Raw genomic sequence first — 24,594 nt, 5'->3', positions numbered from 1 at the left:
GCCGACGGCGCCTCCGCCAAACCATCGAGCCTGTCTACTGGTGGGTCAATGACGTCGGCGCCGTCCAGGACCAGGCCGACACATTCACGCATGCAGGCATGCCGCTCAAACTGCCAGATCCGGCCGAGATTACTTTTTGCTGACGGCAATCAGGGTCTTTGGGATCGGCGGCTTGCTCGGTTTCAGCAGCAACCCGCCACGGGCGATCTCGACATTCATGTCGCGATAGACGTCCTTGACCTCAGGGAGCGCGAGCTTGAGCCGCTCCGCCAGACGGCCGGGCTCACCTTGGGCAGAAAAAGTGTCTTTGAGTTGGTCCCAGCTGAGGCGCAAGGGCTTTCCGAGCTTCGGAAGGCGCCAGGCCAGCCAAGCATATAGATCGAGCTTGAGGCAGGAACTGGAGAGATATGAGATCGCGTGATCAGAAAGCGGAACCGCATGCTCGCGGAGATGATCGAAGAACTTGTCCGTCAGTTCGATTTCCTCGAGCCAGGGACCGTCATCGCTTACCCATAGATGGAGTTTATCGGCGATTTGCGTGTCGCTAATGCCGATGCCGTTTTCACTTTCGAATTGGAAAGAGAACCGAGCACGACCGAGCCGCTTGGACTGTTCCTTAAATTGCGGAATACTGCCTGTCTTGCCGCCCGTCACGTCGAGCCCGAGCCGGCGCATCCAGGCCGACATGGACTTGCCGAGGTAGACGTGCTTGCTCTTCATGCCTTCGCTATTGATGTGCAAGAAGATCAGCCGCGCTTTGGCGCCGTAGGGAACGCCAACCATTTTCGCTTTCCCTGTCGCTGGGTCGACCAGGGCGCCGGGCTCCACGATGAGGTGGAATTTCCCATTGCTGCGCTGCCAGGGTTCGTTATCGGAATCCGGCTTGGAGTGCGGCAGACCCGTCTGGCACAATCCGGCATGCAGATAACTGATGTCGTCGATGCCGAGATCCAACATTGCCTGCTGGGCGGCTTCGAGACGCCGAACTTGCTTCTTCCGCTCCGCAGGCTTCAGAGTGTTGTTGGTCATCACCAGATCCCGACAAGCCTCGAGGCCAAACATCTCGATCTGTTCGTGAATCGAAAGCGCGGAAGTCTGTGGGACCTGAAGTGTCGACATCATTGAGCCTTTGCGACGGCCTGCTGTTTAATTTTCTTGCAGAACGCAAGCCACAATTCAACAATTGAATCGTGGTTTTCGAGACCGTATTGCGTTTTCCGACCACGATTATGCGCAGGCTTGATCCGGGATATTCATGCTACTTCCGAAACACCCGAGTTATCCACGCATAATCATGGTGTTATACTTATCCACAAATAATCGTGGAACTGACTTCGCATAATCATGGTGATCAAAACACCGATAAAAGTACGCATAAAGGTGGGTGAAAACAGCAGTTATCCACGCATAAAGATAGGTCCATACATATAGATTCTTTCCTATATAAAAAAAGAACATATATGTCCCTTTCCACGATTATGCGTGGACAAATTTTTTGCGCTCTTCAGCGCTTTTCCAGCTCCAGCATTTTTTGCTTGGCAAGATCAGATATTGGCTTTTCGACGTTCTCCCCAAGCTAATGCTTGCAGCTGGCACAAGGATCGATCGAGCAGATTTTTCACGCTGTCAAATATCTAGGTTTGGTATTTGCGTTCTCTCTAGCACGTAAATGTTGTATCTTGGTACCCGCGGTTCGGTTTTGCCTCCGCTTTGTTCAAGGCGGAGATCTTATCGATTCGGTTTGAAACTCCTTGTTGCTGGCGCGCATAAATCATGGTGATTTTCGGATTTTTCCGAAGAGTTGCAAGGTGTTACGCCACTTCGTCACCAGAATCGTAGAAGCCCGCTTTTAAACTCGCTTCCGGGCGGCACGCAAGGCAACAGGCCGAAATCGGCCGTAAATCACCCACGATTATGCGTACACCCCATCAGCAGTATCCGCATCGACCTTCTTTAGAAAAGAAAATTGCGGCCGAAAGCTATTGTGAATCCTGGTGATTCAGCGCCCATGTCGCGCATGATCGTGGGGCAAATTTGCATATTTTTCCGGTGTCGCCGGACGTGCGAATTTGCTCCTGATCACACGAAATTGCGTCCCTCCCTCTACACAATTTGATGTCTCTGCCGCCGTCAAATTGTCGCCTTCCTCGCCCATGCGAACATCGGTCGTTACGAGGAGGTTTCGATGTCTCAAAGCCATGCATTCAGGAGGTTCAACCGGCGGCCGCGCCCAATGCTGGTCTCTTCCGAAGTGACCAGCGTTCCGCAACAGGAGAAAGTCACTGTTTTGTCGAAAGCCTACCTTTTCCAATGGGCATGGACATTATCTCGACAAGCGGCCTCCCGCTTTGGTGGATCGCCTTCATCCTATTTCTCAGAAAGCCTTCGTGAGGCCTGGCAGGGTTTCCGCACCGATCCGCTGGTGCGCCAATGCCACCGTTTGGCCAAAGGGGGCAACCAGAACACAACAACGCAGGCCTGGACACAGCAACACACTGCTCTGATGGCCGCCGCCGTCCGGTTCGACGATCGACGCGGCCAGATCTACGCGAAAGCCTACTGATTATGCGTGACCCTAAGATTTTCACGATCAGCCCATGCCTGCCGTTCGCCGGCACTTTGGCCGAAGGCATCCTCCACCGTTACGGCGACGACCCCATCAATCTCTCCAGTTTGCAGGTGCTGTTGCCAACGCGACGCGCGTGCCGCTCGCTTCGCGAGGCTTTTCTCCGCCTGCGAAATGGTCAGCCCTTGTTGTTGCCGAAGATGGCTCCGCTTGGTGACGTCGATGAGGAAGAGTTGATCCTCTCTGGAACGGCGGCAGCAAAGGGCGTCGCCGAGATCCCCCCGGCCATCCCGCCGCTGCGCCGTCAACTTCTTCTGGCTGACCTGATCACTTCGCGCGATCGGGAAATTCCCCTCGACCAGGCGCTGAAACTCGCTATCGATCTCGGCAAGCTTTTGGACCAAGTCGAAGTGGAAGGGTTGACGTTCGACAATCTCGGTTCCTTGGTTCCCGATGCCTATGCGAGCCACTGGCAAAAAACGTTGGCCTTCCTGGAGGTGCTGACGGCTGGTTGGCCGGCGCTGCTAGCCAACTATGGCTGCATCAACGGCGCTGATCGCCGAAACCGCCTTCTTCATGCCCAGGCTACCCTTTGGTCGGCCGCCCCGCCTCGCTCTCCGGTGATCGCCGCCGGTTCTACCGGCTCCATCCCGGCGACGGCCGCTTTGCTTGATGTTGTCTCCCGCTTACCCCAGGGCATGGTGGTGCTGCCGGGCTTTGACCTGGCCATGAGTGAGCCGGTTCGGGCAAGCCTTCCAACGACGCATCCCCAATACGGAATGGCGCAACTGCTTCACCGATTGGACATCAGTGCCAACACTGTCACGGACTGGTCGACCATCCACTGCAGCCAGATCTTGGGGGCGCCGCCATCTCGTGCCCGGCTTCTGGCTGACGTGCTGCGTCCCGACGCGACTACCGACGGATGGCAGGACGTTGCGTTGCATGGCCCGGAAAGCATCGCGGGTGTGTCGTTGCTCGAATGCTCGAGCCCACAGGAGGAAGGCAGCGCAATTGCCACGATTATGCGTGAAGCGCTCGAAACCCCCCACCGAACTGCTGCACTGATCACGCCGGATCGCACCTTGGGCCGTCGGGTTGCCACCGAATTGAAGCGCTGGGATATCGCCGTTGACGATTCTGCGGGTATTCCGCTCGCCGACACGCCGATTGGCGTCTTCCTCCGCCTCACGGCACGAATGATCGTGGGTAATTTCGCGCCTATCCCATTGCTTTTGGCTCTGAAACACCCCTTCGCGGCCGGTGGCCTGTCGCTTGGCGCCTTCAAAACTCTTGCGCGAAAGCTTGAACGCCGCGTGTTGCGCGGGCCACGTCCGGCTGCCGGGATCGAAGGCCTGCGCCGGCACCTGGCCAACCTGACGGCCAAGCACAGTAGCCCTGGTGATGGCGACGTAGCGAACTTCATCGGCCTGTTGGATGGCCTTTCGCAGCAATTCGTTGCGATCAGCGGCAGAGGCCATGTCTCGCTGGCTCAGGTGCTCCAGGCACACATCCAGTTCGCCGAGATGCTGGCTGCCACTGACATTCAGCCGGGCGCCGAGCGTCTATGGGCAGGCGACGACGGGGAGGTTGCGGCGCGGTTCATTGCCGACGTGGCCGAGAACGCCCAGCTCGACGACAGTACCGTGGACGGCAGCCAATATCCGGCGGTGTTGGAAGCGCTCATGGCCGGAAGCGTCGTTCGTCCTTCCCACTCATTACATCCCCGGCTGTCGATCTGGGGGCCGCTCGAAGCGCGGCTGCAGCAGGCCGACGTTGTCATCATGGGCGGGTTGAACGAAGGCACTTGGCCGAATGCGACCGACATCGGTCCCTGGATGAGCCGCCCCATGGCGGCTCAGTTTGGGTTGCCAGAGCGGGAGCGCCAAGTCGGACAGTCTGCGCATGATTTTGTGCAATTGTTCTGCGCCCGTGAGGTGGTGCTGACCCGAGCGACCCGCGTCGACGGAACACCGACTGTGCGCAACAGATGGTTGGAACGCCTCGTCACCTTCTTGGGCAAGGACATCCAACTGCACCGCCGCCAGGACGTGCTGACTTGGGTCCATCGGCTGGACGCCATCGACGGCGCCTCGCGGCCGATCGAGCCACCGGCGCCGTGCCCGCCGCTGTCCGCGCGCCCCCGGGAACTATCTGTGACCCAAATCGAACTTTGGATGCGCGATCCCTACGCGCTCTATGCCAAGCATATCCTTGGACTGAAGGCTCTGGATCTTATCGATACCGATCCCGGAGTCGCGGACTATGGCACTTTCATTCACCAGGCTCTGGAAATCTTCTCGAAACGGCATGCGTCCGGTCTGCCGGCGGACGCCCTCCAGGAACTGCTCGGCATCGGCCGGGAGGCGTTCGGCGACGCCCTGGCACATCCCGGCATCTGGGGCTTCTGGTGGCCGCGTTTCGAGCGAATCGCCGCCTGGTTCATCAAGCTGGACGACGTGCGACGGCAGAACTTGGCGATGCTGCACGCCGAGACCCGCGGTGCGCTGATCATTGATGCTCCGCATGGGGCGTTCACGCTGAGCGCGAAGGCCGACCGCATCGAAGCCCGCCAGGATGGCTCACTGGCGCTGATCGACTACAAGACCGGAACAGTGCCGAGTTGGAGTGTCGTGCAAAGTGGCTTTTCACCCCAGCTTCCCTTGGAAGCGGCGATTGCTGCGGCAGGCGGCTTTGCTGCGGTCCGGTCCGGCGAGATTTCCGACCTCGAATACTGGCGGGTGTCGGGCGGCGACCCAACTGGTGAGGTCGTAAAGTTCCGGCACAATGCTTCTGAAGCGGCGGCGAAAGCGCTGGCTGGCTTGAAGGATTTGGTGGCACGATTCGACGATCCGACCACCCCCTACCCGGCCCAACCGCGTCCTGAATGGGCGCCGCGCTATAGCGACTATGAACATCTCGCTCGTCTGCAAGAGTGGGAAGCTGGTATCGGAGGCGGCAATTGTCGGTAGAACAACTCAGGGCAGCGGATCCGAAAGTCTCGGTATGGGTGGATGCATCCGCCGGCGCCGGCAAAACCAAAGTGCTGACCGACCGTATGCTGCGCCTGTTTCTGATCGGGACGGTCCCTGCGCGGATCCTTGGCCTGACCTTCACCAAGGCTGCAGCGGCCGAGATGTCGAACCGCCTCCGTGCGCGCCTCGGCCGCTGGGCGACCGTCGACAACGATGAACTCTTCGCCGAGCTGCTCGCCTTGACCGGCACACAGCCCGACGAAGAGATGCTGTCCAGGGCAAGAGGCCTCTTCAACGCCGTCCTCGACGCCCCGGGTGGCTTGAGCGTGCTCACGCTCCATTCCTTCTGCCAATCGGTGCTTCGCCGTTTTCCGATTGAGGCGGGCATCTCGCCCCGGTTCGAGTTGTTGGAAGAGCGCGAGGCGGACGAAATCCTGTTCGCGGCCAGGGAACGCATGCTGTCCAAAGCACGCGACGGTGCAGATCCGACGCTGGCGGCTGGCTTGCGCGATATCACCGCTTATGGTCAGGAAGGTGACTTTGCCGACCTGATGGGCGAGTTGGCCCGTGAGCGTGGCCGTCTCGCTCGCCTGCTGCGCAAGCACGGTGACATCAGGGGCGTTCTGACCGAACTGCGTCGAGTGCTCGGAGTCGCCGAGACCGACACACTGGAAAGCGCCCTGGCGGAGGCCTGTGCCGACAGCGCTTTCGATTGTGCCAACCTGCGCGCCGTCAGTTCCGTCATGTTGGGGGCAGAGAAGACCGACCGTGACAACGGTGGCAAGATCGCCGCCTGGCTGTCGTCGACTGTTCGGGCGGCCGAGTTCGACGTCTATCGCAAAGCGTTCTTCACCACCGATGGGTCGCGCCGCGCCAAGCTCTGCCACAATGCCACCCTGGCGGCGATGCCGGCCGCCGGTGCAATCCTGGCGGAGGAGGCTGGGCGTCTTGAGAGGCTCCGCGAGCGCCTCAATTCCATCAAGGTCTATATGGCGACTGCCGCCCTGCTCCGCCTTGGTTGCGCCGTACTGGCCGAATATCAGAAAAGCAAGAACGCTCGCGCGTTGCTGGACTTTGATGATCTGATCCTCAAAACCTGCGATCTCTTGAACACGCGCGAGGCGGCCGATTGGGTGCTGTACAAGCTTGATGGCGGCATCGATCACATCCTGGTCGACGAGGGCCAGGACACCAATCCGGACCAATGGTGGGTGATCGAGGCCCTGGCCGGCGACTTCTTCGCCGGCGAGAGCGTCCGGAGCTTGATCCGCACGGTGTTTGCCGTCGGCGACACCAAACAATCGATTTACAGCTTCCAGCGTGCCGACCCGGCGGGCTTCGAACGCAGTCGGGCATTGTTCTCGGAGCGGAGCATGGCAGCGGGCATGGCCTGGGATGACATCACGCTCGACGTGTCCTACCGCTCTGTCGAGGCTGTGCTCCAGGCGGTTGACGCTGTCTTTGCGCGGCCGGCGGCGATGGCCGGCGTCAGCAAGCCCTCTCATCCAGTCTCACACCATGCGCATCGTCTTGGACATGGCGGCCTGGTCGAAGTCTGGCCTTTGGCCGAGAAGATGGAGAAGGATGCGCCGGCCGACTGGGAACCCCCTGTGGAATATCGCCTGTCGTACTCACCGGAAGCGCGGCTCGCTAAAGTGATGGCCGAGCGCATCCATCACTGGATTTCGACAGGCGAGATCCTGGAGTCGAAGGGGCGGCCGATCCAGGCCGGCGATATCCTGGTCCTGGTCCGGCGGCGGACAAGCTTTGTGGACACATTGGTGCGTTCCTTGAAGGAATACGGTATCCCCGTGGCCGGCGCTGATCGCATGGTGTTGACCGAGCAAATCGCCGTTATGGACCTGATGGCGCTGGGCCGCTTCCTGTTGTTGCCCGAGGATGATCTCAATCTGGCGGCACTGCTGAAAAGCCCGCTGTTCGGCCTCGACGAGGATCAGTTGTTTACGCTCTGTCACGGGCGTACCGGATCGCTCTGGCGGGCGATGCTCACCAATGCTTACGGCGATGCCAAGGTGGCGGAAGTTGCCGGTGAACTGCAGACGCTGCTTGCCGAAGTCGATTTCGAGCGTCCCTATGAATTGTTCGCGCGGGTCCTGAATGTTCGGGGCGGCCGGCAGAAGATGCTGGCCCGTCTCGGTCCGGATGCCAGCGATCCTTTGGACGAGTTTCTCGGTCTGGCCATCGCCTACGAGCGGAGCAACGTCCCCAGCTTACAGGGCTTCCTTTACTGGCTGGAATCCGGCCGCGCCGAGATCAAGCGTGACATGGACCAGGCAGGGCGTGAGGTTCGCATCATGACGGTTCACGGCGCCAAGGGCCTTCAAGCGCCGATCGTGTTCTTGCCCGACACCACCCAGGTTCCGACCCAACTGTCACGGGTGCTCTGGCCGGCGGCCGACGGGGTTCCTCTGTGGGCGCCGCGCCGCGAGATGGAAGATCCGGTCTTCCAGGCCGCCCGCATGCTTGCGACCGCTGCTAGGGACGAGGAGTACAATCGCCTCCTCTACGTGGCGATGACGCGAGCTGAAGATCGCCTCTATGTCTGCGGTTGGCCAGTTGGCGGAAGCACCGCCACCGCATCCTGGTACGATTTGATTGTCGACGGCCTGTCCGGCACCGCCAGCACGATGCAGTTCGACCTTGGTACCGGCGCCATCGGCTGGACCGGCGAAGGCCTGCGGCTGATCACCTCCCAGACGGTGCCGGTGGTGACCATGATACCCGCTACCGATGACGCACGCATAATCGTGCCGGATTTCTTGAAGCAGGCGCCGGCCGCCGAGCCAACTCCAGCCGTGCCCCTGGTGCCATCTCGACCCAATGAGCCCGATCCACCGGCCCGCTCTCCGTTCGACGCGACGGATCCACTACTGTTCGTTCGCGGCCGTCTGACCCACCGCCTGTTGCAGACCCTACCCGATCTGCCGTCCGATCAATGGGAGGCCGCTTGTCAACGTTTTCTCTCCGCACGCGTCCATGGTCTTGACGCCGGTGCCCAGGCTTCGATTGCCGCCGAAGTGCTGGCCGTGTTGCACGATCCGGCCTTCGGGCCGTTGTTCGGGCCTGGCAGCCAAGCAGAGGTGCCTATTGTTGGATTGGTCGCGGGACAGGCGATGTCCGGTCAGATAGACCGGCTATTGGTTCTGCCTCAAGAAGTGCGAATCATCGACTTCAAGAGCAATCGGCCACCGCCGCTCATGGTGAGAGATGTCTCACCGGTCTATCTTCGTCAGATGGCGGCTTACCGCGCGGCTCTCGCCGCCATCTATCCTGACAGACCCATTATCTGCGCATTGCTTTGGACCTGCGGTGCGCGCCTCATGGAACTCGATGCAACGCTGCTGGACCAATGCTCGCCTGTCTCGGCCGCATGAGGTCCATGTCCTCTTTCTTCATCCTCTCAGCACTTCCCCGAAGTGGTCCCCGCTTCCCGGCCCTGCTCGATCTTCTGCCACATTGCCTGACGCAATGCCTTGAAGGCGGGATCGGGCGGCAGGCCGGTAATCGAGATGGCGCTGATGAAACGCGGGACATCCACGGTCAGGTTGTCGATGGCACCGTATCGAGCCAGGAAATCTTCGACCTGCCCAGGTCTTGCATCGGCCGGATTGTTTGGTCCACTCCCTCGCATGCACTGGACATCGGCACGCTTCAGCCTGGTCATGTGAACGACCAGCTCAGTGGACGCCCCATGATTAAGTAATTCACTCGCTATATTGTTGGCATTTTCGAATGTAACGGACATACGCGCCTCCTTGATCACCATGTTTATTATTATATAGAGGCGTGTATTACTTGCAAGCGCATATTTAAGTCTACACGAATATTATTTTTACGTCAAGCGACTATTTCACCTGGCTGTGGAATGCTAATTTCGGAGGAGACCTGTCCTTTGAGGCCTCCGCCGTCGATAACAAACCCCCTCAATGTTCCCTGAAAGCCAAGGTTTTCAGCGGAAATTGTCATTCGAGAATACGGCGGTTCACCGTCTTTGGACCGCAATGCGGGGCCGAAATTGTCGGATCTAGGCGCGCTGCAACACTGGCTTGTTAGTGTTGGAGGCAGCGATGCATAAAGAGTTATCGAAGTATCCGAAGAGGTTCTTAAAGAAAATATTCGATGTGCCGGCAACAGCGGTCGCGAATGCTTTTGGCTTCAAGCCGTTCTTGCGGCCTGGTCATGTCGAGGAGTTCGCAAAGTTCGCTGATGACGGTCAGTTGCTGATCGTCTCGACGGAAAGCTCCTATGCCTCGGCCCCACATGCCGCGATCTGGAAAATCAGTCGTCGTGGGGACGCGGTGCTCCGCGAGGTGGATCGTCTGACCACCTTTTACGAGGCTCTTCTTCTGTCGAACCTTGTTCCGCCGGTGGAGGGCATCTCGACGCCGCGGATCAGCTACAGCGATTTGCTGGAGACTGCAGGTGTCCTGCCGGAGATCGGCAGCCGCTTGGAGCTGGTCTTCACTGTGGTGCGCACCTCCTTTATCGCCGACGCCGGCTTCAAGGGTACGGTCACGGCGTCCAAACCATCGCTGATCAGGCTTGAACTAGACAAGATGCCGGGTGAAGGCGGAAACGGGCCTATCGTGATCGAGTGGTATCCCCTCTCTGTCGACGGCGATTGGTTCCAATTCTGGCGTGATACACGGGTTTTGGCTCAGCCGCCGGCTTGACCGTTCGGCGCGATCATCTGGCGCAGGCAATCGGTGACCATCTGACGGGTGTAGGGCTTGGGGAGATAGACCACGCCCTCCATCCCGGTGATGGTCGACAGCACGCCCATGTCGATGTTACCCGAGGTAACGATGATTTTGAGCCACGGGTAGAAGCTTTTGATTTTTTTGATCAAGGCAGGACCGAGCACGCTATCTTGGAGGCGGACATCGGTGAAGAGCACGTCGATCTTCGAGTTCGACAGCAGCTGGTTGACAGTATCCATTGTCGAATTGCACTCGAAGGCCTGCATGCCCAGTTCGCGCAAGAAGATCGAAGTGTTTGCGCATAATTCGGGTTCGTCTTCGACGACCAGGATAGTGCATCGAGGTGGCAGGCACTGATCTGCTTGGTTGGATGGGGCATGGTTGGTGATTGGCCGGATTGCCTTTGGAAGGTAGAGCGATAGGATCGTGCCCTCATCGACCTGGCTCTTGATCTTCAGGATCCCGCCGGACTGCCTGGCGAAGCCGTAGGCAGAGGCCAGTCCAAGGCCCGTTCCGCGGCCTGGGGCCTTGGTGGTGAAAAAAGGTTCGAACACCCTGGGCAAAATATCCTGAGCAATGCCGCATCCGTTGTCTGCCACCTCTATGCAGGTGTAGTCCCCTTCCGAAGCTTCGGGTGCTTCGAACTGCTGCCCAATCGCGCTGAGGTTTCTGGTCGAGATCGTGATCTTGCCACCACCCAAGCGGATAGCATCCTGGGCGTTCTTCAGCAAATTGGTGATTGCAGCTTCGAAACCAGACGGATCGACTGTGACAGGCCAGGTATCCTTGGCATTGTCGATGGAGATCTGCACGTTCGCCGGCATCGTGGTCTCCAGCTGCCTTTTGATTTCCCGCAGCGTGGAGACCACGTCGATCACCTGTGGAATCAGCGGTTGGCGGCGGGCGTAGGCGAGCAGGCCGTTGACAAGATCGGAAGCATTTTTGGTGGCCCGCATTGCGGCCAATACGCGTTCCGTCTCATGGGGATATTTTACCAGCGACGCCTGAAGCATCTCCAAGTTTGAGGAGATGATCGCCAGTTTGTTGTTGAAGTCATGCGCGACGCCGCCAGCGAGGCGTCCTATGGACTCCATATGACGGGATTCGGCGAGCTGTTGTTCGAGCCGTTGCCGTTTCTCGGCTTCAATGGTCAGCGTGCGGGTTGCGTCCTGTTCGCGGCGCTGCAGCCGAATGAACCGGATTGCATAGGCGAGATCGGCAACCAGGCGCTCCAGGTAGTAGATTTCTGCTTCGTCGACTGGACCTTCCGCGTTCGCGAAAAAGAGCATGGCACCGATCACGTCGTTCTCGATAATGATCGGAATCGCGATTGACGAATCGAAGCCGATTTTCTTCGCGGCCTGTTGCCAAAATTCTGTTGTGTACTCCGGTGACCACGGGTTAAAGGCGATGGCTTGTCGTGATCTGATGCATTCGCCAATCAACCCCTGCCCGCTGGGATGGTCAGGACCCCACGACAGTTCTGGAAATTGCACAGCATCGATACCTTGCTGGGCGATTATACGAAAAGTTTTTTTCTCATCTTGCTCGGCATAGCCGATGAAGGATTGGGTATAGCCGGCGCGCGTGATTGCCAAGTCGCAGATTGCCTGCGCAAGGGTGGTTTCGTTGTCATATTTGATGCAAAAACCGATGCATTCGCTATGCAGTCGCAGCAGCTTTTCGTAATTGGCCTTGCGGCGATCAGGGCCTCTCTTCCGGAAGGAGCGATAGACGGGGTCCGACATAGCGGCACTACCGGCTCAGATAATGGAGATCTTGGCGCTGCACAGCAGACCCCGAGCCCGGATGGTCTGGATGAAGAATTCGTCTGCAGCCCCGATTTCGGCGAATTTTTTCTTCAGACGATGGATGGCCATGTCGATGGTCCGCTCTTCGTCATTGAGGTCGCGTCCCTTCCAATTCCTCATGATGGACTGCCGCGTCATGGTAACCCCAGGGTTTTCCGCAAAGATGAGCAGGAGGTCAAAATCGCCGGCCGCCAAGGCAAGTTTCTGTCCCCTTGGAGATATGAGGTCTCGCTTAAGCTTGTCGAGACTCCAGTTAACGTTCTGCGGTTCTGCGTGAGCGCCGCCGCCAAATGACAGCTTCCGAGAGGGTGATTGCGCCGGAATGAGAAAAGGCGCGGGCAGCCTGGTCCCTGTCTTGGCCCTGGGAGGTGGCGAGCGGCGGCGCAGGACTGAACGGACCCGGGCCAGCAATTCGCGGTTGGAGAATGGTTTGATGACGTAGTCGTCGGCGCCCATTTCGAGCCCGACGATTCTATCTTCCACAGAACTTCTCGCGGTAACGACAACGATACCGACATCGTAGGCAGAGCTGACGTGCTGGGTCAGCTGGAAGCCGTCGATGTCAGGAAGGCGGCCGTCAAGAATGACGAGATCGACCTGGTTGACGGCCAGATACTCCCACAGTTCCTGACCTGTCCCTACGCCGGCCACTGAAAAATCTTCTTGAGCGAGATAGGCTTTGACCGTATCCCGCATATCGATATCGTCGTCGACAACGACGATGTTATGATTTTTCACCGCCATCTCAGCAGTATGTAACATCGTCGTTACGGTGTAAAGGTCGCTTTGTCACGTCGGCGTTACATAAGGCGCGTTCGCGTCCTCGGGTGGGCGAAGATCTACTTCCGCGGGTGCGTATAGCGGTGACGACGTCTTATGTTTAGGTTGAGACGATTCCTCGCGCACGGTCTGCGTTTGGCGCTTCTGTTGTCACAACATTCAGACTCGTCGCAATACTCATTATTAAGAAACTGTTAATGATCTGCGTCGTCCGCTGTGCGACAGCGTCGTATCACAGCGAATATTCATTCATTGGCTTATATATCACTTTTTTTGCGCAATTTTATCAAAATTTCCGCCTATTTAATCGTTGATGACATGAGGTTAATAGCCGTTTTTGCCTAGCGTGTTGTGTCCGTTACGGTTCGTTACTTGACCCTGCAAAAAGGCCTGTGTCAAATGTGGTCATCAAGGCAATCGAAATATAACTTGGGGGATTAGGTGGTGGACCGGGGCTTGAGGGCGGATTTGGCAAGGCGGCTTCTGAAGCGTGGTGCGAGCAGGACGCTGGTTTTACACATTACACGTTTGGCACGGGCGGAACTTTCGCTGTTGGCCGCAAATATTACTTCGGATATATGCCCTTCGATATATACCGGCTCGATGGAGGATTTCTATCGAGCCTATGGTTTGTTCGATGGTGTCACCGTCGATGTGGCGAGGTTCGTCGATTCGGTCGAAAGAACAGGCGTAGATCCGGATCAAGCATTCAAACAATTGCGGGCTACCATGTGGTCCACACTTGCCGATGCCCGTAATAACGCGAAGCCGACCGAAGTCGAGAGAGATGGGTTTTTCGCAGAAACTCCACGATTGGTGGCAATCGGCTGAACAATGGCTCGATATGAATTTTCAACACCAAACCTCGTGTCGTAGGATTCTGCCGGCAAGCAATCTCTAGGAGTGCCGGCGGTGGTCAAGTTTGCGATCTTGGGGTCTGCGCATCTCAGCCTGATCAGCCGTGTCCAAGGTTATGCGGACATTTCTGATCGTCCGGGTGAGTTGGAATTCTCATATGGTGGCGCGGGTTTCAATCTTGCCACCACCTTGGTTCGGCTTGGTGCCAACGCGACCTTGGGCACGATCCTATCCGACACCAGCATGTCACGCATGATCGTGGGTGATTTGCAGCGCGCTGGTGTCGTCGTACGACCGGAGTTCCGTAAGGGTTTGCCAGAAGCCGGCTATTCCGCGCATGTCACCGAATCTGGTGACGTTTTGTCTGCCGTCACGTCGACGCCGGTCAGCAAGGCGTCCTTCCGCCAGGACTATCTTGTGAGCATGGTGAGGGAGGCCGACGTCGTAGTGCTGGAGTGCAACCTTTCCTCAGACACGCTGATTCGGGCGACAAAGATAGCCAATGAGGCGAAGAAGCCGGTTTGGGTGGGCGGCGTCTCCGAGGTCAAGGCGCTCAAGATTCTGGATCTCCACGCTGCGGAATGCCGCCTGAACGGCCTTTTCCTCAATGAAACGGAACTTGCCGGTCTCTTGTCCGCGTCGAGCGCGGCCGAACAGCCGTCCGAATTGACGCGACGATTTGGGCAACGCGTTCTTGCTCGAGCGTCTGGCCTGGGCCTACAGCCGTTTGAACTCGCTGGTTGGCTGGGCGGGGCCGTCATCGAGACGCGTGGTAAGGCTGGTGTTGCTGTTTGGGAAGCAGCGAGGGCTGCACCAATCGCCGAATATATGGGGCCGCGTCAAGCTCCCGCCGGCGCAGCCGGCGGGTCAATTTGGCAGGGCGCTGGTGACCAGCTCATGGCGATGACGCTCTATCTGATGGCGACTGAGCAGATCGGGGTTGGCGAAGCCGCCTGTCGGGCAAGTCAGACCATCAGCGAAAGCCCGCGTCAATTCTTGAACGCCAGCGGCCCCAATCCGCTGGAGGCGAAGATCTCTTCCTTACGCGATGCGGCATTGTTGGATCCGCTCACCAGCTTGGTAAATCGCCGCGGTCTCGACGATTGGCTGACACAGCACGACAGCCAGGCGGAGATGTCCTTGCTGTTGCTGGACATCGACCACTTCAAGAAGGTCAACGATCAATTTGGCCACGACGTTGGCGACAACGTGTTGCGCCGCATCGGTGCCATCATCTCCAACGCCCTTCGAACCAGTGACTGCGGGTGCCGCTGGGGCGGTGAAGAGATGATCGCGGTTCTGCCGTACACTGGATTGCCCGGGGCGCTTGAAGTGGCCGAGCGGTTGCGGCGGGTCATCGAGACGCACCAGTTCGCGCATGGACGTGTCACCTGTTCGGTCGGCGTGGCCACCGGCACCATGGACACCCTGGAAGCTACGCGCGAGGCTAGCGACCAGGCGCTATATCAGGCGAAAAAAAGCGGTCGGAACCGGGTGGTCGCTGCTGATCGATCTGAATCGGAACTTCAGGCCTGATTTCTTAAACCGGTTCCAGTGCACCGGCACTGAAAAAGGCATTGTGGCGGTTGGCGGGAAATTGTGACGCTCCGACCCGGTGGCAAGGTGAGGGCTCCAAAACCTTCACTTGCTTGGAGTTCCTCATGAATAACGGTTCTCTGGCCTTGGCCACCAACGATCGTGTCGATCGTACCAAGGCGTTGGATGCAGCACTCACGCAAATCGAGCGGTCTTTCGGCAAGGGCTCGATCATGCGCATGGGCTCGCGCGAAGTGGTCGAGGTGGACACAATCTCCACCGGCTCCCTGGGGTTGGATCTTGGGCTCGGTATCGGCGGGCTTCCCCGCGGCCGGATCGTCGAGGTCTATGGTCCGGAGAGTTCGGGTAAGACCACGCTGGCGCTTCACGTCATCGCCGAGGCGCAGAAGAGGGGTGGCGCGTGTGCCTTCGTCGACGCCGAGCATGCGCTTGACCCGGTCTATGCCCGCAAACTCGGCGTCAATCTCGACGAGTTGCTGATCTCGCAGCCGGACGCCGGCGAGCAGGCTCTTGAAATCGCCGACACGCTGGTGCGGTCCGGGGCGATCGACGTCCTGGTGGTCGACTCGGTCGCTGCTCTCGTGCCGCGGGCCGAGCTGGAGGGCGAGATGGGTGACTCCCATGTCGGCCTGCAAGCCCGGTTGATGAGCCAGGCGCTGCGCAAGCTGACTGCCACGGTGTCCCGCTCGAAATGCATGGTTATCTTCATCAACCAGATCCGCATGAAGATTGGTGTGATGTTCGGTTCTCCTGAGACGACGACCGGCGGCAACGCGCTGAAATTTTATGCTTCGGTCCGCCTCGATATCCGCCGGATCGGGTCCATCAAGGACAAGGACGAGGTGGTCGGAAACCAGACCCGCGTCAAGGTGGTCAAGAACAAGCTCGCGCCGCCGTTCAAGGTGGTCGACTTTGACATCATGTATGGCGAAGGCGTCTCCAAAATGGGCGAGTTGGTCGATCTCGGCGTCAAGGCAGGGGTGGTCGAGAAGTCGGGCGCCTGGTTCTCGTACAATTCGCAGCGCATCGGCCAGGGCCGGGAGAACGCCAAGCAGTTCCTTCGCGACCATCCCGAAATCGCCGCCGAGATCGAGAACACGATCCGGAGCAATGCCCGCTCGGTCAGTGCCAGTCTCGACGGTGGCGACGAGGCGACCGACGCCGAATAGCCGAAAGTGGGCCAGGTGAAAGGGTTCCCGGTATCGCCAGATGATGGCTGTCGCCGGGAACCCCTGGACTTGAACGCGAATTGCGAATTTTGGCGGCCGAGTTCGGCAGTATCCTTGGAATAGCAGAGTAACAGAGGTCAAAGGCCAATGTCTGGCAATCCCGTGCCATCTCAATTCGAAGCCCCAAACGTCATGATGCGGATGCGGTCAGGACGATGGGTCAATCTTTACGATCCGTCCCCCCTCGATGTCGACCTGGAGGACTGGATTTACGGCACGTCGCGGACGCCGCGATTTGGCGGGCAATGCAAGGGTGAGGTTTCCTATAACGTCCTGCAGCATCATCCGCTCGTCGATGACATCCTGGTCAAATTTCTTTGGCCCAAGGCGCCGCGAGTGGCGCGGCTATATGCAATGTCGCACGATTTGCATGAGGGCGGAGGTTTAGGGGATATCGTCACGCCGTATGGTCATCTCTTTGATACTGCCGGCCTAAGAGAGGTGAAACATCGTCTTGACCGCGTGATCCTGCCACTTGTCGGTATCGCCTTCCCTCTTGATCCCGCAGTAGTCGCAGCTGTGAAGCGGGCGGACACAATCGCCGCTGTTTCGGAGGCTGTGCAGCTGATGGACTGGCCCGAAGATATCGCGCGCAAGCGGGTCGGTAAGGGTTATCGCGGACGCCTCTGGGATAAGCCGATTGAGGTCCTGGACGAGATCCAGGCGCGAGCGGCCTGGCGAGAACGCTTCGCCGACATTCAAAAAATGGCGGCATGAATGACGTGCCAACCCGCTCCGGCCGCCTTGATAGGGGGGTGGTCCCCATGCTGACGTCGCGGCAAAACGAACTGCTTTCGCTGATCTACGAAACGATCAAAGAGACGGGGATATCCCCCACCATTGACGAAATTCGGGATCGCTTGGGCCTGAAATCGAAATCCAGTGTCCATCGGATGCTCGACTGCTTGGAGGAGCGCGGCTTTATTCGCAGGCTATCCCGGCGGGCGAGAGCCTTGGAGATTATCAAGATGCCGCCGGCACCCGGTGTTTTCAGAACCCAAGACGGCGCCGGGGTCGTCTATACGCTCCGGAGAAACGATACCGGCCAGCCGGTGACCATCGAGCGAAATGGGGTGCCGTTCTTGGCCATCATTTCCATCGATCAATCTGATGATGACGAGATTGAAGCTGTGGTCGATGTGCTCAACACGGCAGCGAGCGGTGCGAGCAGTCTTTTGAAAGCCAGAGCCTAACCAAAAACCTACTTTTTTGGGCTTCCCGACAACTTCCCCGGAGGCTGTTCAAACTCTCGTGATAGATCCGCGCACTGGTAATTACTGACAAAAATGTCGCGTATTGGCCGGTTTTTGGTTTCTTCGACTCTGGTAGCTTTCGAGCGTCAAAAGGGTTTCGTCGAGCGGAACGCATAGCAAGCGCGAGTCGGAAAGGTTGAGCAGGCATGGTCGAGAAAGCTACTGCAAAATCAAAACACGCCAAGGCGCCCGTCAATGCGAATGGTGATATTGCCTGGGGTTCACTTGTTGAAATGTTTTTGCAACGCGATCTCAGCGTCTCCCCCACTTACGCACGCCATATTCAGCGGTCCGTTGAGTTGGTCGGCCACGATCTCCGCGTATCTGATTTTACGGCCGGTAGGCTGGCCGGATACGTTGATCAGCTTCGCTGCTCCGGAAATTCTGACAGCACGATCTATCTGCGGCTCGCCGGGGTGAAAAGGGTCTTTGCCTGGTACCGGCAAACAACGGGCTATGATCAGTCGCCGTTCACTGGCTTCGAGGAAGAACTGGATCGGCCCAAAGGCCAGTTCAATCGTGCCCTGTCAGATGGCGACCTCGAAAGATTTCTTGAGGAATCGGGCAAATTCACCTGCGTAAACTACCAGGCAGCTATCGATGCCGCGATACGCATCTTCACAGTCGTCGGGATCTCCCAAGAAGAGGTGCTGGCGCTTAGAGTGAAGGACGTGATCCCGCCCTGGCTTTTTGCTGGGGAGGGTGATCGGCGTCGCCGCGTGCCGCTTTATGAGCTTGCCTGCGATCACTCGTTCCTGCGGTATCTTCGCACCAGGCAGGCTGAAGACGAGCCAAACGCGCCTTTCATTGTCGGCAAAGGCGGTCGGCCGATGACCGAAAGCAAGATGTCGCGCAACATCAAGGCAATTGCCGAAAAGGCCGGTGTTTCGCCCAGTATCCGGCCGCAGACCTTGCGATATTCGGCCGCGCTTGCCATGGACCGTGCCGGCCACGGGTTGGCCGCGATTCAGGAAGCCTTTGGCTACAAAAACCGCTGTGACGCGCATAATCTGCTGGCTCGCTTGAAGAAAGAGGCGACAATCTCAGAGGAAAATATCGACGCTGAGGCTCGCGTAGAATTGTCCGGTATCGATGCGAGGTGTTTCCGCGTTATTACCGCCTATCAAGCGGTACATGATTCCGAGATTCCCGATCTTGCCTACGTGGCATCTGCACTTGGGCGACAGAGTGCCGTGGAGGTTTTCACGGCCTTCCAAAGTCTGTCGGAGAAAATGTTGATCAGTTGGTCTCCATCCGACGACGACCTGGCACTTGTCGGTCGAGCGTCCAAGGGCATCTCTCCTGATGCAAGACTGCAGTTTGCTGTTTCCCGAATGTTGGCCTACGCGAACGGCCGCAAACGTGATGGCCGGACCGTCACAATCCCTCTTTTGCTGCTCGATGAGCTTCAGCAAGCATTTCAGGACTTGGACAGCATCAAAGATCGAAAGGGAGTCGCTCACCAGACCGAAACTCTTCGTGATGGGGTGGTGGTCCCCGCGACCGGTGGTCGTACCCCCGACCACGCGGCTGGAATGGAGTCGTTCTTAGCCCGGTAACCACCAGTCGGCGGGGACTACCGTCGGCTTGATTTCAGGCGACGCTTGACGTCAGGGGAACCGAACCAACCTGCCGGGGCCGCTGATGCCAGCCCGATAGGGCGAGGCGTGAAGGTTGGGCGAGAACCCTTCGGTCGTCACTCCGGGTAACCGGGTAGCAGGGGCCGAGAAAGGCGCGAAGGCTGAACCGCCGGGCCGCCCCGGCAGGCTGGACAGTGGAGGTTTGGACCAATGGCGTTTTCGGATTTTGTGGAGCCGGGCGATCCGGATTTGCACGACGCCTACCGGTTGGCGGCATTGTCGACCGATGAAGCATTCATCGAGATGACTCGCCGGCGGGTATCCATGGATTTTCGCTACATCGTCGGGCGTCTCGCTGAGGGGTGCACGCTGGGCGAAGCTGTTCGGCGCAAAGACGCGCTGTCTTGTGAAGTGCGGGAACAGGTAATGACCTCGCGCGGCGCGAGGGCCGTCGAGAACGTCAACGGAGACGGTATCTAGGAGAAGGTCGTAGGGGGAACGAGGATGCCGGATGGCACCGCAGAACTGGAGCCAAGAAAGCAGAACCGCTCTGCCGAAGAGCTGGAGATGCGCGCTCTCGTCGCAGCCGAGCTGCGGAAGCAATATCCGGCGGCCCGCATCGTGCACGAAATGCCGTTGCGATACTCCACCAATCGCCTTGACTTGGCGGCCATCACCCCGTCCCAGATTGTTGCCGTCGAGATCAAATCGAGCAAGGACGTCCTTAGCCGTCTGGAAGCGCAGTTACGTGCCTTCGGACCGGTTTGCAGCAAGATCATAGTGGCGCTGGCGCCCTGCTGGAACGAGGCGCTGCCGCATATCGAGGAAGAACATCCGCCCAAGACGGCGAGAGACGGGCAGATTTTGTCGCCGGGCTGGAAGTCCTATCGGCAGCAATACACCGAGGCGCAGGCCACGATAAGAGATGCGCGGCAGCGGTTCTCTTGGATCGAAACCTGGACCGCGGATGCTGCTACCGGCGCGATCGCCGTGACCGAGGCCGGCTATCGGGAGAATCCGTGGCCTTGGCATGGCGAAATGCTGCACATCCTGCGGGTAAGCGAATTGCGCGAGATCGCCGAACAGTACGGCATTGCATCCCGTACTGTTCACAAGGAACTGGTCATGGCGTGTTGCCAGAACATGACAGGTCAACAGATCATCGCGGCCGTTTGTCGGAGCCTGCGCTTGCGAGAAGGGTTCGCCGCTGGCTCTGACATGCCTGTGGCGTAACGAAGGGGGAATGACCGAAGGATCTAGGTAGACCAAAACGGGTTTGAGTAATCACGAGCATCACAGCTCGTCTCACCCGCCGGTGCTCTCAACCATCGCACAGACTTCCTGGTGCAAAATTGCTGCTTTCCCAACTTAGGGCACCCTCTTCTGAGTAAATCGGGAGAGCGAGTATGGGAAAAGGTTTGGGGGGGCATCACAGTGCCGCAGCGAGATCAGTGGTTTGGCTGACACCGCATTTCATTCTGGACGCGCTGGGAACTTTTGATCTCGATCCCTGTGCTGCGCCTCTCCCGCGCCCCTTTCCCACAGCGATCAACCACTATACCGAGGCCGACGGTGATGGGCTTCTTCGCCCTTGGTTTGGGCGCATCTGGTTGAACCCGCCTTATGGCAAGGCCATGGGGCGCTGGATGATGCGCCTCGCAGAACACGGTCGCGGGTCGGCGCTGATCTTTGCTCGGACCGAGACTGCCGATTTTTTCAGAGCGATCTGGCAGCGCGCCGATGCCCTCCTGTTTCTCCGTGGTCGCCTTACTTTCTTGGGGGCGGATGGTAAACCGGCAAAAGCCAACGGTGGCGCGCCATCGGTGCTGGTCGCTTATGGCCAGGAAGATGTCGAGCGCCTGCATGACAGCGGTTTGGATGGGAGATTCGTTCCGCTGTCGGCCGCGACCTGTGTCTTCGTCGCCCAAGCCGAGTTGATGCCGATCGACGGCGCGGAATCGACGAAAACGACTTGGCGCGATCTGTTGGAGGGCATCCTTCGCCGTGAAGGTCGTCCTTTGACCTTGGGCGAGCTTTACGAGTTCGTCCGCGATCATCCCAAAGGCCTCAATAACCGGAATGTCTCAGCGAAGATCCGCCAGACCCTGGGGCGCGGCGGATTCTCGCGGGTCGCCTCCGCCCAATACGCACTGGCGATCTGACCGGCGCCGATTTTGCGCATGATCGTGGTGTAAGCCGACAGCAAATCGCGGAAAGCCGCCAGTTCTCTACAATTTGGACATTTACTGGGTCTGCCGATAGCAAACCCCAACTGATAGGATTCATCGAATGACAATAGCGATTTCCCCCGACGTGCGGATCATTCTCGGAAATGCCACCATCGAAGGCAATGTCCTGAAGCTGTCCGGCCAGCTGGATCGTTCGGCCTATGTGCAGGTCAACAAGGTGCTGGAGGGTCTGGGCGGCAGATGGAATCGCGGCAAGGGCGGTCATATTTTTCAGACCGATCCGTCCGAGCTGCTGGCCGGAGTCCTGGAGGATGGCTCCTACGTCAATCGGCAGAAGAATCTGCAGTTGTTTGAGACGCCCGCCGATCTCGCTGAGCGCATGGTGGAAATCGCCAGTGTCTCCATGGGCGATTTGGCGTTGGAACCAAGTGCGGGCCGTGGTCGGCTGGTTCTGCCGCTGTTGAAGCGCGGCGCAAAGGTTTGCGCTGTCGACATCGACGCTCAGAATGTTGGCGTGCTGAAGAGTATTGTCGGCGACCTCGATGTCACCTGTGCCGATTTCCTTGAATGGGGCGAGCGTCAGGTTGGCGATGATGCGATCTATGATGCAATCGTGATGAACCCGCCCTTCTCTAATGATCAAGCGGCGCGGCACACGATGTTTGCCTGGCAGCTCCTGAAGCCCGGCGGGCGGTTGGTGTCGATCTGCGATGCCGGCGTTTTCTATCGCGATCGCGGCCTTGCCCCGAAGTTCCGCCAGTGGATGGACTCCATTCGCGCCGAGATGGAGCGAATGGCGGCGGGGACGTTCCGCAGCAGTGGCACGGACGTCGCCAGTTGCCTGATCTGGGCGACCAAGTTTTGAGGCTCAGTGGTGGAGGGGGACAGAATGGCTGATTTTAGCGAACTGGTGTTGGAGTTGCTGAAGGCCGGGGTTCTCGTGACCGGCGAGCAGCGGTTCATGGCGTCCGGCAGTGCCACAAACTGGCGGCAAGAAGTTCTCCGGGTAATCACAGCCGGTGCGCGGGAAGGCGTGTCCGTCTTCCGCGAAAGCCCTGAAACCACCGATGATGTGCTTCGCAGTGTCTTCTCCAGCCATGGTTTTTCCGAAAGCGAGGTGCCGCAACTCATTGCCGCCATTCCTGCCTCGCAAGACGCCGACCAGGTGACCTGTGAAAGGCTTCAGTACGAGTTCGGGAGCCGGCTCCCCATGTGGGTTGTCTACGGTCCGGAAACCAGAAATTACCCGGGGCAATGGATCTGTCGCATGCGGCTGACCATCCCCGGGGACGAACCGACGGGGACCATCATTCTGGCGGATACCCTTGATGGCGTCAGGGAACGGCTGCCGCGTGGCCTCGCCTGCCTGCCGCGGTTTGCTTCCGATCCCCCCGGCATCATCGAAACTTGGCTTTGAGGTGTTCCGAAGGAAAAGACATCAACCATGCAAATTCCGGCAAAGATCTATCTTGTTCCGACGCCCGGCGAGGACGGGCAAATTATCTGGTCGATTATCGACGATGCCAGCGCGGGAACTGGCGACGCCGTGGTCTTCTTGCGCGGAGATCTCGTTGATCGCGGAAGGCGTCAGGTCCGGATGGCGGAGTGGTGCAAGGCGGCCTTCGGCTCCGAGCACGCGGACTCGGTCGAACAACGGGCCGTGCGGTTCCTGGAAGAATCAATCGAAGCCTATCAGGCGAGCGGTGCTTCGGCCGAAATGGCTCACCGGCTGGTCGACCATATTTTCTCCCGCCCGAGCGGCGCGCTCGCCCAGGAACTGGGCGGTGTCGGTATCACTCTTCTGTTGCTTGCCGCAGCGGCCGGACTCAGCGCGGATGATCAGGAGGTCCTCGAAATGGAGCGCGTTTTGTCGAAGTCGCTGCAGCACTTCCGGGACCGGAACGAGGCAAAAAATGCTGCCGGCTTCGATGTGACGAAAGGCGGAGCCACGTCTCAGCGGAACGACGCCAAGGTCAACTTGTGAACCTCCTGTGTCCCGGGCAGCTCATCCCCCAATTGTCGAGGCTGGACCCGCTGATAGCCTGGCGTGGTGTCTAGTAGGGAGAACCCCGCCACATGTTCCCGCGATCCACGAATAAGCCGACCCAAGCCCAGCTCGTGTTTCCGCTCTTGGAAACAGTCAGGGATATGGGCAATAAGGCCCGGGCAAGCGATGTCGCCAACGAGTTGGCAAAACGTTTCGGGGTCCCCTACGAGGTGGTGACCGAAACGGTGTCGACCGGGGATGGGCAGGAGGTCAATCTTTGGCAGAGGCACGTCAGGTTTGCCCGCCAAAAAGCCCTTGCAATGGGTTATCTCACCTCGGCCGGGCGCGGCCAATGGACGCTGACAGATGAAGGACGAGAGGGTATCGGGCAGTCCGCCGGGGCGATCGTCGTCACGGTGATAACGGATATTGCCGGCCGACCCTGCGGGGCGCACATCGATCTTTCCGTGGGTTTGCCAACCATACACACTCTAAAGCTGGGCGATGCCAAGGATATGGCCTGGATCGACAGCGATCAAATACCTCTAATTGTCACCTCTTGCCCCTACCACGATTTGAAAGCCTATCCGTCGAGTCCCGGCCAGCTATCGGATGCAGGATCTTATGAAGAGTTCTTAGAAGCGCTCGACGCCTGCTGGGCGGAATGCTATCGGGTCCTGGCACCTGGTGGACGTCTCGCCTGTAATGTCGGTGACGTGCTGCGGAGCCGGCGGAAGGCCGTTGGCGGATCACATCATGTGCTCCCGCTCCATGCCGATATTCTCGTGCGGAGCCGACAACTCGGTTTTCAGGCTCTGAACGGCATCATGTGGTCGAAAAAGACCAATGTTGCCTATGAATCTGGGGGCAATGGCATCCTCGGAAAGCCCGGCCAGCCAAACGGCGTCATCAAATCGGAACTTGAGCATATTCGTAAGCGTCACCCCGTCCCCATCTTCCGTTTTCTTCGCGCGTAGACCGAGAATGGCGATCATCGCGGAGAGTTTCACGACGACGACGTCGGTTTCGGCGGGGGCCCGCCGACACGGGATTGACAAGAACCAGTTGTTCCAATGGCGGCGTCAATT

The 24,594-nt window shown here is 58.7% G+C and carries 22 protein-coding genes; 18 read left to right on the top strand and 4 right to left on the bottom strand.

What is annotated here, in order from left to right; all coding sequences use genetic code 11:
- Window positions 1–129: 129 nt before the first annotated feature.
- The gene (locus F8N36_RS13780; RefSeq protein ID WP_291333398.1) at window positions 130–1,119 is read right to left on the bottom strand and encodes a replication protein RepA; all 990 of its coding nucleotides are present in this window, start codon (window positions 1,117–1,119) and stop codon (window positions 130–132) included.
- Window positions 1,120–2,185: 1,066 nt separating this feature from the next.
- On the opposite strand from F8N36_RS13780, the gene F8N36_RS13775 reads away from it, so the two are divergent.
- The 3 genes from F8N36_RS13775 to addA are packed head-to-tail and all read left to right on the top strand — an operon-like array spanning window position 2,186 to window position 8,936.
- Window positions 2,186–2,563 carry a hypothetical protein gene (locus F8N36_RS13775; protein WP_291333397.1) on the top strand — a complete coding sequence of 126 codons (378 nt, stop codon included), beginning with the start codon at window positions 2,186–2,188 and terminating at the stop codon, window positions 2,561–2,563.
- Between the two features lie 2 nt (window positions 2,564–2,565).
- A complete protein-coding gene (addB, locus tag F8N36_RS13770) occupies window positions 2,566–5,538 on the top strand; it encodes a double-strand break repair protein AddB (RefSeq protein ID WP_291333396.1) in 2,973 nt (990 codons plus the stop codon).
- A complete protein-coding gene (gene addA / locus F8N36_RS13765) occupies window positions 5,529–8,936 on the top strand; it encodes a double-strand break repair helicase AddA (protein ID WP_291333395.1) in 3,408 nt (1,135 codons plus the stop codon). The genes addB and addA overlap by 10 nt, the downstream gene beginning before the upstream one ends.
- 26 nt (window positions 8,937–8,962) lie before the next feature.
- Here the strand turns inward: addA and F8N36_RS13760 are convergent, their stop codons facing one another.
- The gene (locus tag F8N36_RS13760; RefSeq protein WP_291333394.1) at window positions 8,963–9,328 is read right to left on the bottom strand and encodes a hypothetical protein; all 366 of its coding nucleotides are present in this window, start codon (window positions 9,326–9,328) and stop codon (window positions 8,963–8,965) included.
- Between the two features lie 301 nt (window positions 9,329–9,629).
- Here F8N36_RS13760 and F8N36_RS13755 point away from each other — a divergent pair, with 301 nt between their 5' ends.
- Complete coding sequence (locus F8N36_RS13755) at window positions 9,630–10,235, top strand: hypothetical protein (protein ID WP_291333393.1); 606 nt, start codon at window positions 9,630–9,632, stop codon at window positions 10,233–10,235.
- Here F8N36_RS13755 and F8N36_RS13750 read toward each other — a convergent pair.
- Window positions 10,220–12,010, bottom strand: a complete 1,791-nt coding sequence (locus F8N36_RS13750) for an ATP-binding protein (protein WP_291333392.1) — start codon at window positions 12,008–12,010, stop codon at window positions 10,220–10,222. The two genes, F8N36_RS13755 and F8N36_RS13750, sit on opposite strands and share 16 nt — an antisense overlap.
- 15 nt (window positions 12,011–12,025) lie before the next feature.
- Window positions 12,026–12,817, bottom strand: coding sequence for a response regulator transcription factor (locus F8N36_RS13745; RefSeq protein ID WP_291333391.1), 792 nt, complete (start codon window positions 12,815–12,817; stop codon window positions 12,026–12,028).
- Window positions 12,818–13,456: 639 nt separating this feature from the next.
- On the opposite strand from F8N36_RS13745, the gene F8N36_RS13740 reads away from it, so the two are divergent.
- The 14 genes from F8N36_RS13740 to F8N36_RS16360 all read left to right on the top strand — a co-directional run.
- Window positions 13,457–13,684, top strand: coding sequence for a hypothetical protein (locus tag F8N36_RS13740; protein ID WP_291333390.1), 228 nt, complete (start codon window positions 13,457–13,459; stop codon window positions 13,682–13,684).
- A gap of 81 nt (window positions 13,685–13,765) precedes the next feature.
- Entirely contained in the window at window positions 13,766–15,247 is a 1,482-nt protein-coding gene (locus F8N36_RS13735) for a PfkB family carbohydrate kinase (RefSeq protein WP_291333389.1), read from the top strand.
- 125 nt (window positions 15,248–15,372) lie between these two features.
- A complete protein-coding gene (recA, locus tag F8N36_RS13730; RefSeq protein ID WP_291333388.1) occupies window positions 15,373–16,437 on the top strand; it encodes a recombinase RecA in 1,065 nt (354 codons plus the stop codon).
- A gap of 147 nt (window positions 16,438–16,584) precedes the next feature.
- A complete protein-coding gene (locus F8N36_RS13725; RefSeq protein WP_291333387.1) occupies window positions 16,585–17,214 on the top strand; it encodes a hypothetical protein in 630 nt (209 codons plus the stop codon).
- Window positions 17,215–17,261: 47 nt separating this feature from the next.
- Window positions 17,262–17,690: a helix-turn-helix domain-containing protein gene (locus F8N36_RS13720; protein ID WP_291333386.1), complete on the top strand. Its 429-nt coding sequence runs from the start codon at window positions 17,262–17,264 to the stop codon at window positions 17,688–17,690.
- 206 nt (window positions 17,691–17,896) lie between these two features.
- Window positions 17,897–19,309 (top strand): tyrosine-type recombinase/integrase, encoded by a 1,413-nt coding sequence (locus F8N36_RS13715; RefSeq protein WP_291333385.1) that lies wholly within the window; start codon window positions 17,897–17,899, stop codon window positions 19,307–19,309.
- A 231-nt stretch (window positions 19,310–19,540) separates the two neighbouring features.
- Window positions 19,541–19,810 carry a hypothetical protein gene (locus F8N36_RS13710; RefSeq protein ID WP_291333384.1) on the top strand — a complete coding sequence of 90 codons (270 nt, stop codon included), beginning with the start codon at window positions 19,541–19,543 and terminating at the stop codon, window positions 19,808–19,810.
- A gap of 24 nt (window positions 19,811–19,834) precedes the next feature.
- Window positions 19,835–20,563 carry a hypothetical protein gene (locus tag F8N36_RS13705; RefSeq protein WP_291333383.1) on the top strand — a complete coding sequence of 243 codons (729 nt, stop codon included), beginning with the start codon at window positions 19,835–19,837 and terminating at the stop codon, window positions 20,561–20,563.
- A gap of 173 nt (window positions 20,564–20,736) precedes the next feature.
- Entirely contained in the window at window positions 20,737–21,492 is a 756-nt protein-coding gene (locus tag F8N36_RS13700) for a DNA N-6-adenine-methyltransferase (RefSeq protein WP_291333382.1), read from the top strand.
- Window positions 21,493–21,619: 127 nt separating this feature from the next.
- Window positions 21,620–22,384, top strand: coding sequence for a methyltransferase (locus F8N36_RS13695; RefSeq protein WP_291333381.1), 765 nt, complete (start codon window positions 21,620–21,622; stop codon window positions 22,382–22,384).
- A 24-nt stretch (window positions 22,385–22,408) separates the two neighbouring features.
- Window positions 22,409–22,936 carry a hypothetical protein gene (locus tag F8N36_RS13690; protein WP_291333380.1) on the top strand — a complete coding sequence of 176 codons (528 nt, stop codon included), beginning with the start codon at window positions 22,409–22,411 and terminating at the stop codon, window positions 22,934–22,936.
- Between the two features lie 27 nt (window positions 22,937–22,963).
- Window positions 22,964–23,503 (top strand): hypothetical protein, encoded by a 540-nt coding sequence (locus F8N36_RS13685; protein ID WP_291333379.1) that lies wholly within the window; start codon window positions 22,964–22,966, stop codon window positions 23,501–23,503.
- A 92-nt stretch (window positions 23,504–23,595) separates the two neighbouring features.
- Window positions 23,596–24,483, top strand: coding sequence for a winged helix-turn-helix domain-containing protein (locus F8N36_RS13680; RefSeq protein WP_291333378.1), 888 nt, complete (start codon window positions 23,596–23,598; stop codon window positions 24,481–24,483).
- A partial coding sequence (locus tag F8N36_RS16360; RefSeq protein ID WP_366247057.1) for a transposase occupies window positions 24,377–24,594 on the top strand: 218 nt, incomplete at its 3' end. The genes F8N36_RS13680 and F8N36_RS16360, both read left to right, overlap by 107 nt.

This window comes from Desulfovibrio sp. (assembly GCF_009712225.1).
Lineage (GTDB): Bacteria > Desulfobacterota > Desulfovibrionia > Desulfovibrionales > Desulfovibrionaceae > Desulfovibrio.
The sequence above is the reverse complement of the archived record's forward strand: the minus strand, read 5'-3'. Positions and strand labels throughout refer to the sequence as shown.